The following is a 13,071-nucleotide window of genomic DNA, read 5'->3' as shown; positions in this document are numbered from 1 at the left end:
GCGCCGTCATGCCGGGCAAGCCACATAGTGGCGCAGACCCGGGATCCATCGGAGGGCTCCGGAGCGCCGCGATGGATCCCGGGTCTCCGCTTCGCGGTGTCCAGGATGACGGTGAGTATGCATTTGTGAGCGAGGGCCTGCAGCCATGAGCGACGCGACTCTCGGTTCCTTGGGCGGGATCAATTTCAACAGCTTCCGCGTCCGCGCCGCGCTGGTCCTCGGCGCGATCGTCGTGGCCGGCATCATCGGCATCCGCTTCGACCAGTCGAACACGCTCTACGCGATCTTCATCGACCCGTTCCAGCAGATGGTCCAGGCCCCGGACCTGCTCGCCCAGACGATCTGGGAGGGGCTCGTCTCCGGCGTGCTCTACGCGCTGATCGCGCTTGGCTTCGTGCTGATCTTCAAGGCCTCGGGCGTGTTCAACTTCGCCCAGGGCATCATGGTGGTGTTCGCGGCGCTGACCCTGGTCGGGCTCTACGAGAAGGGCGTGCCGGCCTTCCTCGCCGTGATCCTGACGCTCGGCGTGATGTTCGCGCTCGCCGTCACGATCGAACGCGTCGTGCTGCGCCCGCTGGTCAACCAGCCCGACATCATCCTGTTCATGGCGACCTTCGGCATCACCTATTTTCTGATAGGCTTCGGCGAAGCGCTGTTCGGCGGCAGCCCCAAGCAGATGATCGCCGATCAGCTCTGGCTGCCCAAGGGCGCGATCGACCTGAAACTCTTCGGCGGCCTGGTCTCGCTGCAGAAGATCGATATCGCAGCCGCCGTCATCGCCTCCATCATGATCGCCGCTCTCGCCGCCTTCTTCCAATACACGCGCATCGGAAGAGCCTTGCGGGCAGTGGCCGACAGCCACAAGGCGGCGCTTTCGGTCGGCATCTCGCTGAACCAGATCTGGGTCATCGTCTGGTTCACCGCCGGGATCGTCGCCCTGATCACCGGCATCATGTGGGGCGCGCGCTCGGACGTCTCCTTCGCGCTCGAGATCGTGGCGCTGAAGGCCCTGCCCGTGCTGATCCTGGGCGGCTTCACCTCGATCCCCGGCGCCATCGTCGGCGGCCTGATCATCGGCATCGGCGAGAAGCTGGGCGAGTTCTACTGGGGCCCGCTGATCGGCGGCGGCATCGAGAGCTGGCTCGCCTATTTCATCGCGCTGGGCTTCCTGCTGTTCCGCCCGCAAGGGCTGTTCGGCGACAAGATCATCGAACGCATCTGAGAGGCTGAAACCGTGTTCTATCGCGAAGCCGGCCAGTTCAAATCGACCTATTCCGCCGACATGGCGGTGTTCCCGATCTGGCAAGATCGGGTCGGTATCGCCGTCATCCTGGCGCTTGCCTTCATCGGCGTGCCGCTGATCGGCAACGACTTCTTCATCTCCTCGGTGATGATCCCCTTCCTGGTGTTCTCGCTTGCCGCGATCGGGCTCAACATCCTGACCGGCTATACCGGGCTTATCTCGCTGGGCACCGCCGCCTTCATGGGCGTTGGCGCCTATGCCGCCTACAAGCTGACGACCTTCTTTCCGGGCATCAACATCATCGTGCTCGTACTGGTCTCCGGCCTGTTCTCGGCGGCGATCGGCGTGCTCTTCGGCCTGCCCTCGCTACGCATCAAGGGCTTCTATCTCGCTGTCGCGACGCTCGCCGCGCAGTTCTTCCTGCAATGGGCCTTCGTGCGCGTGCCCTGGCTGTTCAACTACAACGCCTCGGGCGCGATCGAGGTGCCGCAGCGCACGCTCTTCGGCCTCCCCATCACCGGAGCCTCGGCAAGCCCTGAGACGCGCTATTTCGTCTGCCTCGTGCTGGTCATAGGCCTGACCTGGTTCGCCTCGAACCTGGTGCATGGCAAGCTCGGCCGCTCCTGGATGGCGGTGCGCGACATGGACATCGCCGCCGAGCTGATGGGCATCAAGCTGCTCAACGCCAAGCTCACCGCCTTCGCGGTCTCGTCCTTCTATGCCGGTGTCGCCGGCGCGATGATGATCTTCTTCTGGTATGGCGGCGGCGAAGCGGCCGACGTCTTCAACATCCGCCTCTCCTTCAACATCCTGTTCATGGTCATCATCGGCGGGTTGGGCTCGCTGATCGGCTCCTTCTTCGGCGCCGCCTTCATCGCCAGCCTGCCGACCATCCTGAAATTCGGCCTGCCGGCGCTCGGCGTCCCGCTCTCGGGGGCTGCGGCCGAGCATGTCACCTTCATGCTCGTGGGCGCGCTGATCATCACCTTCCTGATCGTCGAGCCGCATGGCCTCGCGCGGCTCTGGCAGATCGGGAAGCAGAAACTGCGGACATGGCCCTTCCCCTATTGAGGTCGGCCCTTTCCCCCGGCGCGGCGGAGAGGAGCCCAACAAAACGACCTGCGCGGTCTCAATGCGGCAGGCGAAGAGGAGACGATCCGGCGTTCAAGGCCAGGATCGGTGGAAACGACGGAGGAACCATCATGAAGACAACCAAGCTGATGAAGGGAGCGGCGCTGGGCGCGCTCCTCGCCGCGAGCGCGCAAGTCGCTCCGGCCCTTGCCCAGGACAGCGTCTATTTCGCCAACAACGCCTATCGCACCGGCCCGTTCTCGGGCTCCGGCATTCCGATCGGCGACGGCATGCGCGACTACATCACGATGATCAACGAGCGCGACGGCGGCGTGAACGGCGTCAAGATCGTCTATGAGGAATGCGAGACCGGCTACGACACCAAGAAGTCGATCGAGTGCTACGAGCAGGCCAAGTCGAAGAACACCATCCTCTACTCGCCCTGGTCGACCGGCGCGACGCTCGCCGCCATTCCGCGCGCCCATATCGACAAGATCCCGATCCTGTCGATGGCCTATGGCCTCTCGGCCTCGGCCGACGGCACCAACTTTCCCTGGGTCTTCATCCCGCCCTTCACCTATTGGGACGGCGCTTCGCTGATGGTGAAGCACATGGCGGCCGAACTCGGCGGCATGGACAAGCTCAAGGGCAAGAAGCTCGGCCTGATCCATCTCGATGCGCCCTTCGGCAAGGAGCCGATCCCGGTGCTCGAGAACCTCGCCAAGAAATACGGCTTCGAGCTCAAGATCTATCCCGTCGCCGCCGCCGACATGCAGAACCAGGGCTCGCTCTGGCTCTCGATCCGGCGCGATCGGCCGGACTACCTCTACAACCAGGGCTGGGGCGCGATGAACCCGACCGCGGTGAAGGAGGCGATCAAGAACAACTTCCCGATCAACAAGCTGGTCGGCGTCTGGTGGGCCGGCGGCGATGACGACGCACGCGCGGGCGGCCCCGAGGCCAAGGGCTACAAGTCGCTCAACCTCAACGCCGCGGGCACCAACTTCCCGGCGATCCAGGACATCCAGAAATACGTCGTGGAGAAGGGCAAGAGCCTCGCCGCCAAGGAGAAGGTCGGCGAGAACCTCTATAATCGCGGCGTCTATAACTCGATGCTCGTCGTCGAGGCGATGCGCAACGCGCAGAAGCTCACCGGCAAGAAGGTGATCAACGCCGAGGACATGCGCCGCGGCCTGGAGAGCCTGAACATCACCGAGGCGCGATTGAAGGAGATCGGCATGGAAGGCTTCGCCACGCCGACCACCATCTCTTGCACCGACCATTCCGGCCACAGCAAGGCCTATGTCGCGGAATGGGACGGCACCAAATGGACCAAGCCCGGTGACTGGCTCGAGCCGCTCAAGGACGAGGTCCGCCCGCTGATCGAGGCCAACGCCAAGGACTATGTGGAGAAGGCGACCGGCTGGCCGAAGCGGACCGAGCCTTGCGAGAAGTCGTCCTGATCTGACGGCAGTCGGCAGTGGGCAATCGGCAGTCGGTTTTTCCGGCTGCCAACCCGACTGCCGACTGCCGATTGCCCACTGCCGGGGAACCGCCATGTCGATTGCGACACTCGAAACGCCTAACACAAGCACCGCCACCGACAACATCCTGTCGCTGAACAATATCGAGGTGATCTACGATCACGTCATCCTCGTGCTGAAGGGCGTCTCCCTGCATGTCCCGCGCAAGGGCATCGTCGCGATCCTCGGCGCCAACGGGGCCGGCAAGACCACGACGCTGAAGGCGATCTCGAACCTGCTCAAGGCCGAACGTGGCGAGGTCACCAAGGGTTCGATCGTGTTCGAGGGCGAGCGCGTCGACAAGATGTCGCCCAATGAGCTGGTCCGGCGCGGCTGCATCCAGGTGATGGAGGGCAGGCACTGCTTCGGCCATCTCTCGATCGAGGAGAACCTGCTGACCGGCGCCTTCACCCGCCGCGACGGTAACGCCGCGATCAAGCGCGACCTGGAGAAGATCTACGAGCTCTTCCCGCGCCTGAAGCAGCGCCGGACCTCGCAGGCCGGCTACACCTCGGGCGGCGAGCAGCAGATGTGCGCGGTCGGCCGCGCCATGATGTCGAAACCCAAGATGATCCTGCTCGACGAGCCCTCGATGGGGCTCGCACCGCAGATCGTCGAGGAGATCTTCGAGATCGTGCGCCGGCTCAATGCCGAGGATGGCGTCTCCTTCCTCGTCGCCGAGCAGAACACCAACATGGCCCTGCGCTACGCGACCTATGGCTACATCATGGAGACCGGCCGCGTCGTGATGGATGGCGAAGCTTCGATGCTGCGCGAGAACGAGGACGTAAAGGAGTTCTATCTCGGCGTCGCCGAAGGCAACAAAAAGTCGTTCCGCGAGGTCAAAAGCTATAAACGCCGCAAGCGCTGGCTCTCCTGAGCCGATGGAACGCAAGGTGGCATCCCATGCTCTATCTCGTCATCGCCCTGTTGGTGATCCTGCTGGTCTTCGGGCCACAGGCCTGGGTCCGTCACGAGATGAGCCGGCACGCCGCGGATCGTCCCGATCTGCCCGGCACCGGCGGAGAGCTCGCGCGCCATCTGCTCGACCGCTTCCAGCTCGGTTCGGTCACCGTCGAATCGACGCCCAGCGGCGACCACTACGACCCGGGCGCCTGCGCTGTGCGGCTCTCCCCCGACAATCATGACGGGCGCTCGATCACGGCCGTCGCGGTCGCGGCGCATGAGGTCGCCCATGCGATCCAGCATCATCAGGGCAGCGTGCTCTTCGCCTGGCGGACCGCGCTCGCCCGCTTCCTCGGCATCTTCGACAAGGTCGCGATGGGGATCATGATCACCGCCCCGCTCGTCGCCATTCTCACCCGCGTGCCCTCGATCGGATTGATGCAGTTCGGCCTCGCCATCGCGCTGCTCGGTGTCGGGCTCGTCGTGCATCTGGTGACGCTGCCGCTGGAACTCGACGCCAGTTTCGGCAAGGCGCTGCCGATCCTGACCGCCGACGGCTATCTCGACAGCCGCGACCTGCCCGCCGCCCGCGGCGTGCTGCGCGCCGCAGCCTTCACCTATGTCGCCGGAGCCCTGATCGGCCTCCTGAATTTTCTCCGCCTGCTGCGGATCATCCGCTGAGACGAAGCGGCCCGTTTTCGTGAGGATTTGACCGATGAGCGAGCATCACGACGCCCTCGAAACCCGCTCGCCCGATGCCCGCGAGGCCGATCTCTTCGCGCGGCTGCCGGCTGTGCTCGCTGCCGCCCTGAAGACCCCGGCCTATGCCGAGCGGCTCGCCGGCATCGACCCGGCCGAAATCACCGATCGCAATGCGCTCTCCACCCTGCCGATCCTGCGCAAGGCCGATTTGCCCGCGCTCCAGAAGACCGCCCTGCCCTTCGGCGGCTTCGTCTCGGCGCCGCTCGGCTCCTTCGGCCGGCTCTTCACCTCGCCCGGTCCGATCTTCGAACCTGAGGGCACCGGCAGCGATCCCTGGGGCGCGGCCCGCGGGCTCTACGCGGCGGGCTTCCGGGCCGGCGATGTCGTGCTCAATACCTTCGGCTACCATCTGACGCCGGGCGGCTTCATCATGGATTCGGCCGCGCGCGCGCTCGGCTGCGCCGTGATCCCGGCTGGCCCCAGCAACACCGAGCAGCAGATGGAGGTGATCTCCGCCTACCGCCCCGCCTGCTATGCCGGCACGCCCGATTTCCTCAAGATCCTGATCGAGGCGGCGCAAGCGCGCGGCGTCGACATGTCCTGCCTAAAGCGCGCCGTGGTCTCGGGCGCAGCCTTCCCGCCCTCGCTCCAGGCCTGGGTCAAGGAGCACGGCATCGACGCCTACCAGCTCTACGCCACCGCCGATGTCGGCGTGATCGCTTATGAGACGAACGCACGCGCAGGGATGGTGCTGAACGAGAACCTGATCGTCGAGATCGTGCGGCCGGGTACCGGCGATCCCGTGGCGGAGGGCGAGGTCGGCGAGATCGTCATCACCAATCTCGACCCGCACCACCCGCAGATCAGGCTCGCGGTCGGTGATCTCACCGCCGTCATGCCGGGCGCGAGCCCATGCGGGCGCAGCAACATCCGCATCAAGGGCTGGATGGGCCGCGCCGACCAGACCGCCAAGGTCAAGGGCATGTTCGTGCGCCCTGAGCAGGTTGCCGAGATCGCCAAGCGCCATGCCGAGATCGCCAAGCTGCGCCTCGTCGTCGGCCGCGCCAACGAGGTCGACACGATGACGCTGAAGGCCGAGATCTATGCCGAACCCGCAGGGTTTATCGACGCGGTCTCCTCGACCCTGCAGCAGGTCACCAAGCTGAAAGGCGCGGTCGAGATCCTGCCGCTCGGGGCCTTGCCGAACGATGGCAAGGTGATCGCGGACGAGCGGCCTGTGGGGTGACATCTTCGCGCGTGAAACAAGAGCGCGGGGAACCCTCTCCCACCCAAGTCAGATGTTTCCGACTTGGGCCACTCTAGCTGCCGATCTCGGGCAAGCCCGAGATTGGTGGGAGAGGGCAGGGTGAGGGGTCGGCCAGCAAACCAGTTGCGTTGTGCAATGCCGCGGTTGGATCACCGCCTCAACGTCAAGGGGCCTACACCTCACCCCTACCCCTCTCCTTACAGGAGAGAGGATCCCGCGCTCTACCAATCGATCGCCGTCTCGCCTTGCTCCAGTAGCCACGCATTCGCCTTCGAGAATGGTCTGGAACCGAAAAACCCGCGCCGTGCCGAGAGCGGCGAGGGATGCGCGCTCGCCAGCACCAGATGGCGCGTCTCGTCGATCAATCCGCGCTTGGCCTGGGCGGGATTGCCCCAGAGCAGGAAGACGACATGGGGCCGGTGGGCTGAGACGCTAGCGATGATCGCGTCGGTGACGGCGCCCCAGCCGAGCGCCAGATGCGAGCCCGCCTTGCTCGCCCCCTCGCGCACGGTAAGCGCGGTGTTGAGCAGGAGCACGCCCTGCCGCGCCCACACCGTCAGATCGCCGCTCACAGGCCCCGCCGCACCAAGATCATCCCGCAATTCGCGATGGATATTGACCAGCGAGCGCGGCAAGGGCGGCGGACCGACATAGGAGAAGGCGAGGCCATTCGCGTCACCCGGCGTCGGATAGGGATCCTGGCCGAGGATGACGACGCGGACCTCAGTGAAAGGCGTCGTCGCCAGCGCGGCGAAGATCCGCCCCGGCGCAGGCGCGACGACATGGCCGACCGCAACCTCCGCATCAGCCCGGACGCAAGCCCGCGCTGCTGCCCCATCGCCGAACACGGCGAGATCGCGCCACCCTTCGGAAACCGGCGTCGCCAGGAACGCGGCGAGCGCCGCCTCATAGCCGCTCACTTCAGGACCGCCCTGCCCTCAACCTTGGCGTCGATCGTGCCGAGCCGGCGCAGATAGACCATCACCTCATTGGCCATCAGCTTGCCGTCGGTCAGGCCGATCAGCGTCCTGCCGCGCGCCAGCGAGGCGTAGCCGTCGCCGCCGGCGAGCATGAAGTTGTTGGAGGCCACAGTGTAGTTCGCCGCCTCGTCGATCGGCTTGCCCTCGACGCTGATCGAGACGACGCGCTGGCCGACGGGGCGCTTGATGTCAGCCTCGAAGGTGAGCCCGGAAACCTGCGGGAAGCGGCCCGAGCCCTGCGGGGCGGGGGCCAGGCCATTCTCGATCGCGTCCTTCACATCCTTGCCGGTGATCTGGACCATGATCGTGGCGTTGCCGAAGGGCAGTTCGCTCAGCACATCGCGCCGCGTCAGCTTGTAGCCGGCCGCATATTGCTTGTTGGCGCGGATGCCGCCGGCATTGGTGATGGCGAGCTGCGCGCCGGTCGAGGCGCGGATGGCGTCGGCGATCAGATTGCCGATCGCCGTCTCCTGCGTGCGGATGACGCCGGTGCGGGAATCGAGCGGGGCGGCGAGCGTCGCGATCTCGATGTCGAGTTCCTTCGAGAGCTCGGTCTCGTAACCTTTCACGATCGCGGCGACCTCGGGGTCGGGCGTGGCGGCGCGGCTGTCATTGACCCGGAAAGTCGGCGACCAGGAGACCTGGCGGGCCACGCCTTCGCCGGTGATGCTCACTGCGATGTCGATCGCGGTGACATAATTGCCCTCTTCATTCGACTCCACCATCACGACCTTGCCGTCATAGGCGATGGCAAGGTCGTGGTCGTGGCCGGTCAGCACGATGTCGACGACGCGCGAGCGGACGATTTCGAGATCGGTGCGGCGCTCGGCATGGACGACGGCGACGAGGATGTCGGCGCCCTGCGCCTTCAAGGTCCGTGCCTCGCGCTGGAGCGCCTCCATGGTCGAGGAGAACTTCAGGTCGCCGGGGTTGGAGAGCTGCGGCGTCGGATCATAGGTCGTGCCGATGACGCCGACCTTTACGCCGCCGAGCTCGAAGATCTGCGAATCCTTGTGGCCTGGCAAGACATTGCCGCTCGCATCGCGCAGATTGGCGGCGAAGGTCGGATAGGTCTGGGCGGCGGCGAGCTTGAGGTAGTTCTCCTTGCCGAAATCGAATTCGTGATTGCCCGGCACGAAGACGTCGAGCCCCATCTTGTTCTGCATCGCCACGATATGGGCACCCTGGTCGAAGCCCGACATCAGCGAGGGCGAGTAGCAATCGCCGGCATGGCAGAACAGCACCGGCACGCCCTTGGCCCGCTCGGCCCGGGCGATGCCGGCAGCCCGCGCGAAGCCACCTCTGCCCTTGTCGTCGCTCATCTTGTAGATGTCGTTGACCAGAAGCAGCGTGAAAGCGGGAGCCGGCATCTGCGCCATGGTTCCAGTCGCGGCGAGCGCCGCCGGAGCGGCGATGACGCCAAGCGCCTTGCGGCGTGTCAGTGCGGGCATGGTGGAAGCCTCTGCTTGAGAACCGCTGCAAACTAGCAAAGCCTGGGCCGCATTGACCAGTGCGGGCGCAGCCCCGTTCGCTAGAGCAGGACGCGAAAAAGTGGGAACCGGTTTTTCGCATTGGTCCTGCTCTAACTCTTTGATAAGAGACGGATTCAGATTTCAGATCGGATCACTCTGTGATCCGATCTGAAATCATCCGGCTCTAGTGTCGCACCCCCCTGCCTGGCGCGCTTCGCGACTGGACGAAAACCGGAACTCGTCTAAATCACGGGCAAAGGAAAGTCTGCGCCATGACAGTCGAGACCAGTCCAGCCGCCGAGATGCCGGTCGCCAGCCTGCCCTCCGACCACCCCAAGGTCGAGGCCGGCCGCATCGGCGTCCTGCTGATGAATCTCGGCACGCCGGAAGGCACGAGTTACCGGCCGATGCGGGCCTATCTCAAGGAGTTCCTCTCCGACCGGCGAGTGATTGAGGAACCGCGCTGGAAATGGTGGCCGATCCTCAATCTGATCATCCTGACCACGCGGCCGGGCCGCAAGGGCAAGGACTACGCCTCGATCTGGAACAATGAGCGCAATGAGGGGCCGCTCAAGACGATCACGCGCTCGCAGACCGAACAAGTCGCCAAGCGCCTGAAGACCGTGACCGGCGAGCGCGTCATCTTCGACTGGGCGATGCGCTACGGCTTTCCCGATGTGAAGAGCAGGATCAAGGCGCTGCAGGACCAGGGCTGCGACCGTATCCTGCTGGTGCCGCTCTACCCGCAATATGCCGCGCCGACCTCGGCCACGGCCTGCGACCAGGCCTTTCGGGCCCTGATGGAGATGCGCTGGCAGCCGGCGGTGCGCGTTGCCCCGCCCTATCATGACGACCCGACCTATATCAAAGCGCTGGCCGCCTCGATGCGCAGCTCGCTGGCGAAGCTCGATTTCGATCCCGAGATCATCCTCTGCTCCTTCCATGGCATGCCCAAGGAGTATCTCCTCAAGGGCGACCCCTATTACTGCCAATGCGTCAAGACCTGGCGCCTGTTGCGCGAGGAGCTCGGGCTGCCGGCCGAGCGCTTCAGGCTGACCTTCCAATCGCGCTTCGGGCCCGATGAATGGCTGCAGCCTTATACCGACGAGACCGTCAAGGCGCTGGCACAGGCGGGCACCAGATCGCTCGCCATCGTCGCACCAGGCTTCTCGGCCGATTGCCTGGAGACGCTCGAGGAGCTCGATGTCGAGAACCGCGAGATCTTCATGCATAATGGCGGCAAGCACTTCGCCTATCTGCCTTGCCTGAATGACTCCGCTGAAAGCATCGACGTGCTCGAAGCCCTGGTTCGGCGCGAATTGATGGGTTGGGTCTGAGCCTCAGGCCGTAACGAAACCCGTCACCGCCTCCACCACCGGTTTTGCCTGCAGGATGCGGCGATGCCCGAGCCCGTTCATCGGCACGAGCCTGGCGAAGGGCCCTGCCGTCGCCAGGGCTTCCGCATGATGGAAGCCGAGCTCCTTGTCGTCGCGGCAATGCACGATCAGCGCCGGCAAGCCGACCGAAGCCAGTTGGCCCGCCCCTTCGAAAGCCGTGACCGGTGCGCCGGCGACGATATGGATACGCCGCTCCAGCGCCGCCTGCCCACGCGCGCCAAGGCCGATCGTCGCGCCGAAGCGCCGCGTCACCAGTGTCATCGATGAGGGCGCGGCGATCATCGCCAGGCGCTTCGCCTTGACGACCGGCTGGCTGGGGACGGTGCCGGCGAGCGCCGCCAGCGCGATCGCGCCGCCGAAGGAATGTGTGACGATGGCATGCACCGGGGCGAAGGCGCGCGCGACCGCGGCCAGGCTCGCAACCCCGAGCGGAATGTTGAGCTCGCTGCCGGTCGAGGCGCCATGGGCCGGCAGGTCATAGGCCACGACGCGAAAGCCCGCCGCCAGCAGAGGCGCGACGAAAGCGGTCATGAAGACGGCGGCGCCTGTCCAGCCATGAACCAGGATCACGCTCGGGCGTTGCTCCACCGGATCGGCGCCAGGCGGATCGAAGACATAGGCCGCCACCGAGCCGCATGGGAACGGTATCGAGACCGCCTCGCTCGCTTGCAGCCGCGTGGTCGCGGGTTTGACCGCCCCCTTGCGATTGGCATTTCCCTGTGGGCGGCGCGGCGGGGTACAAAAGGCCTTGAAGGCGAGGCGGCCACTGGTCTTGGGAGCAAGGAAGCTCGAGACCCGGATCAACGGCCGCAACAAACGGAGTGCAATGTCAGCCATGGCTCATATCCGCATTAGTTCAGCGCTGAACTATTATGTTCATTCATGAACAAAAAGCAAGAGGTTGACGATACAGGCTTCGTCGAGACCCAGACCCTGCCCTGGGATCTGCCGCGCTTTCGCAACTGGATCGCGGTGGCGCGCGTCCACCAGCTCTGGAAGAAGGTCTTCGGCGAGGCCCTGGCCCCGCTCGGCATTCAGGTCGCGCATTACGACGTGCTTGCGAACATCTTCCACACGCCGGGGCTGACGCAGCAGGCGCTCGCCGAAAAGCTCCTCGTCGGCCGCAGCGCCATGAGCATGCTGCTGCCCGAATTGGAGCGGCGCGAACTCGTCGAGCGGCGCGGCGACGACACTGACCGCCGCGTCCGCAGGCTCTGGCTGACGCCGACGGGCGAGGCCCTGACGCGCAAGGCCATGGCGATCCATGTCGCGCGCATCGAAGCGATGATGACGGTGCTCAGCGATGCCGAATGCGATGCGGTGGGCGAGATGATGCGCCGCGTCGCCAAGGCGCTCGAAATATAGGCGCGCGCCACCAAGCGTCCCGGGCGGAATACCCGCATGAAAAAGGCCGCTCTCGCGAGCGGCCTTCTCTGATTCATCCCTGATGGGAGCTGTTACTTCGGCGCGAAGACGCCGAGGCTGCTCGCCGTGATGTCGAAGGAGAGCGAGCCGACGACGGTCGGGTTGCACCACTTCGAGCCGTAGGCCCCGCCGGCATTGCCGCGCGTGATGCCGCTCGGATCGGAGGTCAGCGTGAAGCACTTGGACTTCGACAGGTTGGTGTCGTGATAGCGGATATCCGCCGTCAGGTTCTTCCAGGTGTAGGACAGGCCGACATTCCAGTAATTGTAGTCGGGCAGGCGGATCGCGACGGGGAAGGCGATGTTGGTGTTGGTCGTGCCAAGCCAATAGCGGCCGAACTCACCCGAGACCGAGAGGCCTTCGAGGAAGGGCAGGTTGTACTTGGCGGTGCCGGAGGCGTAGGTGCCACTCGCGCCGGTGCCGAGCCAGTTCCAGGAATAGAAGACGTTGGCGCCGATCGTGACCTTGTCTTCCCAGTTATAGGAAACCTTGCCGGCGACTTCCATGAAATCGGTGTTCTTCGGCGTCCAGATCGTGCCGAGATTGTCGATATAGCGGCTCTCATCCGGGTAGTAATACTGGATCACACCCAGATCGAAGGTGACCGGGCCGAACTTGGGACGGATACCAGCGGTGAAATCGACTTCCGCCGGTGGGTTGGTGACGAGATCGACACTCGAGGCCCAGACGCCGACATAGAACAGATTGTCGTAGATCTGCAGTTCCGCACCGCCCTGGATGGCGGGCTTGCGATCCGACTGGGAAATGCCGCGGAAATTATAGTCGGTCGTCGCCTTGATGGTGACGGCGATATCGAACCAGGTGATCGCCGGAGGCACCGGCGCGACCGGAGCGCCCTTCTTGCTCGGAAGATCCGACGCATGCGCGGCACCCGACAGCATCGCCAGAGAGAACGCTGCACCCGTCACAGAAGACCGGAAGAAATCGAAAGCCATCATCAGCTCCGTCAAATGTCGAAATGCCAGCGCAACGTGCCGCGCTTTCGCCATTATGAAGCCAATGGATCACCTGATTCAGCAAGCTGAGCTTTTCGGCAGACTGCCCATGAAGCGGGCAATATCTCG

General features: G+C 64.8%; 12 protein-coding genes. 8 read left to right on the top strand and 4 right to left on the bottom strand.

The window, feature by feature from the left end; genetic code table 11:
• Positions 1-307: 307 nt before the first annotated feature.
• The 6 genes from ACSQ3P_RS28690 (at position 308) to ACSQ3P_RS28665 (ending at position 6,691) form a co-directional block, all read left to right on the top strand.
• Entirely contained in the window at positions 308-1,222 is a 915-nt protein-coding gene (locus ACSQ3P_RS28690) for a branched-chain amino acid ABC transporter permease (protein WP_436168976.1), read from the top strand.
• 12 nt (positions 1,223-1,234) lie between these two features.
• The gene (locus ACSQ3P_RS28685; RefSeq protein WP_310146412.1) at positions 1,235-2,314 is read left to right on the top strand and encodes a branched-chain amino acid ABC transporter permease; all 1,080 of its coding nucleotides are present in this window, start codon (positions 1,235-1,237) and stop codon (positions 2,312-2,314) included.
• Between the two features lie 131 nt (positions 2,315-2,445).
• Positions 2,446-3,777, top strand: coding sequence for an ABC transporter substrate-binding protein (locus ACSQ3P_RS28680; RefSeq protein ID WP_436168846.1), 1,332 nt, complete (start codon positions 2,446-2,448; stop codon positions 3,775-3,777).
• Between the two features lie 94 nt (positions 3,778-3,871).
• Complete coding sequence (locus ACSQ3P_RS28675; RefSeq protein WP_069688586.1) at positions 3,872-4,717, top strand: ABC transporter ATP-binding protein; 846 nt, start codon at positions 3,872-3,874, stop codon at positions 4,715-4,717.
• 26 nt (positions 4,718-4,743) lie between these two features.
• Positions 4,744-5,424: a zinc metallopeptidase gene (locus ACSQ3P_RS28670; protein WP_436168845.1), complete on the top strand. Its 681-nt coding sequence runs from the start codon at positions 4,744-4,746 to the stop codon at positions 5,422-5,424.
• A gap of 34 nt (positions 5,425-5,458) precedes the next feature.
• Positions 5,459-6,691 carry a phenylacetate--CoA ligase family protein gene (locus ACSQ3P_RS28665; RefSeq protein ID WP_436168844.1) on the top strand — a complete coding sequence of 411 codons (1,233 nt, stop codon included), beginning with the start codon at positions 5,459-5,461 and terminating at the stop codon, positions 6,689-6,691.
• 242 nt (positions 6,692-6,933) lie between these two features.
• Here ACSQ3P_RS28665 and ung read toward each other — a convergent pair whose 3' ends face one another.
• Both ung and ACSQ3P_RS28655 read right to left on the bottom strand, forming a co-directional pair.
• The gene (ung, locus tag ACSQ3P_RS28660) at positions 6,934-7,632 is read right to left on the bottom strand and encodes a uracil-DNA glycosylase (protein WP_436168843.1); all 699 of its coding nucleotides are present in this window, start codon (positions 7,630-7,632) and stop codon (positions 6,934-6,936) included.
• Positions 7,629-9,143, bottom strand: a complete 1,515-nt coding sequence (locus tag ACSQ3P_RS28655; protein WP_436168842.1) for a bifunctional metallophosphatase/5'-nucleotidase — start codon at positions 9,141-9,143, stop codon at positions 7,629-7,631. Before ACSQ3P_RS28655 ends, ung begins: the two co-directional genes overlap by 4 nt.
• Positions 9,144-9,436: 293 nt before the next feature.
• Between ACSQ3P_RS28655 and hemH the strand changes: the two genes are divergently transcribed.
• Complete coding sequence (gene hemH, locus ACSQ3P_RS28650; RefSeq protein WP_436168841.1) at positions 9,437-10,501, top strand: ferrochelatase; 1,065 nt, start codon at positions 9,437-9,439, stop codon at positions 10,499-10,501.
• Between the two features lie 3 nt (positions 10,502-10,504).
• On the opposite strand, the gene ACSQ3P_RS28645 is transcribed toward hemH, so the two are convergent.
• Entirely contained in the window at positions 10,505-11,398 is an 894-nt protein-coding gene (locus ACSQ3P_RS28645) for an alpha/beta fold hydrolase (RefSeq protein WP_436168840.1), read from the bottom strand.
• Between the two features lie 45 nt (positions 11,399-11,443).
• On the opposite strand from ACSQ3P_RS28645, the gene ACSQ3P_RS28640 reads away from it, so the two are divergent.
• Positions 11,444-11,926: a MarR family winged helix-turn-helix transcriptional regulator gene (locus tag ACSQ3P_RS28640; RefSeq protein WP_436168839.1), complete on the top strand. Its 483-nt coding sequence runs from the start codon at positions 11,444-11,446 to the stop codon at positions 11,924-11,926.
• A 92-nt stretch (positions 11,927-12,018) separates the two neighbouring features.
• Here the strand turns inward: ACSQ3P_RS28640 and ACSQ3P_RS28635 are convergent, their stop codons facing one another.
• Positions 12,019-12,942, bottom strand: a complete 924-nt coding sequence (locus ACSQ3P_RS28635; RefSeq protein ID WP_436168838.1) for a TorF family putative porin — start codon at positions 12,940-12,942, stop codon at positions 12,019-12,021.
• Positions 12,943-13,071: the final 129 nt, after the last annotated feature.

The organism is Allobosea sp. LjRoot9, assembly GCF_964252745.1.
In the GTDB taxonomy this organism is placed as follows: Bacteria; Pseudomonadota; Alphaproteobacteria; order Rhizobiales; family Beijerinckiaceae; genus Allobosea.
Note: the sequence above shows the minus strand (reverse complement) of the source record. Positions and strands in the feature narration are given on the sequence as shown.

What these genes read in the sequence shown, in the direction of transcription:
- ACSQ3P_RS28690 (WP_436168976.1), top strand. Translation starts at nt 308, where the DNA reads ATGGTCCAGGCCCCGGACCTGCTCGCCCAGACGATCTGGGAGGGGCTC.
- ACSQ3P_RS28680 (WP_436168846.1), top strand. Translation starts at nt 2,446, where the DNA reads ATGAAGACAACCAAGCTGATGAAGGGAGCGGCGCTGGGCGCGCTCCTC.
- ACSQ3P_RS28675 (WP_069688586.1), top strand. Translation starts at nt 3,872, where the DNA reads ATGTCGATTGCGACACTCGAAACGCCTAACACAAGCACCGCCACCGAC.
- ACSQ3P_RS28670 (WP_436168845.1), top strand. Translation starts at nt 4,744, where the DNA reads ATGCTCTATCTCGTCATCGCCCTGTTGGTGATCCTGCTGGTCTTCGGG.
- ACSQ3P_RS28665 (WP_436168844.1), top strand. Translation starts at nt 5,459, where the DNA reads ATGAGCGAGCATCACGACGCCCTCGAAACCCGCTCGCCCGATGCCCGC.
- ACSQ3P_RS28655 (WP_436168842.1), bottom strand. Translation starts at nt 9,143, where the DNA reads ATGCCCGCACTGACACGCCGCAAGGCGCTTGGCGTCATCGCCGCTCCG.
- hemH (WP_436168841.1), top strand. Translation starts at nt 9,437, where the DNA reads ATGACAGTCGAGACCAGTCCAGCCGCCGAGATGCCGGTCGCCAGCCTG.
- ACSQ3P_RS28645 (WP_436168840.1), bottom strand. Translation starts at nt 11,398, where the DNA reads ATGGCTGACATTGCACTCCGTTTGTTGCGGCCGTTGATCCGGGTCTCG.
- ACSQ3P_RS28640 (WP_436168839.1), top strand. Translation starts at nt 11,444, where the DNA reads ATGAACAAAAAGCAAGAGGTTGACGATACAGGCTTCGTCGAGACCCAG.
- ACSQ3P_RS28635 (WP_436168838.1), bottom strand. Translation starts at nt 12,942, where the DNA reads ATGGCTTTCGATTTCTTCCGGTCTTCTGTGACGGGTGCAGCGTTCTCT.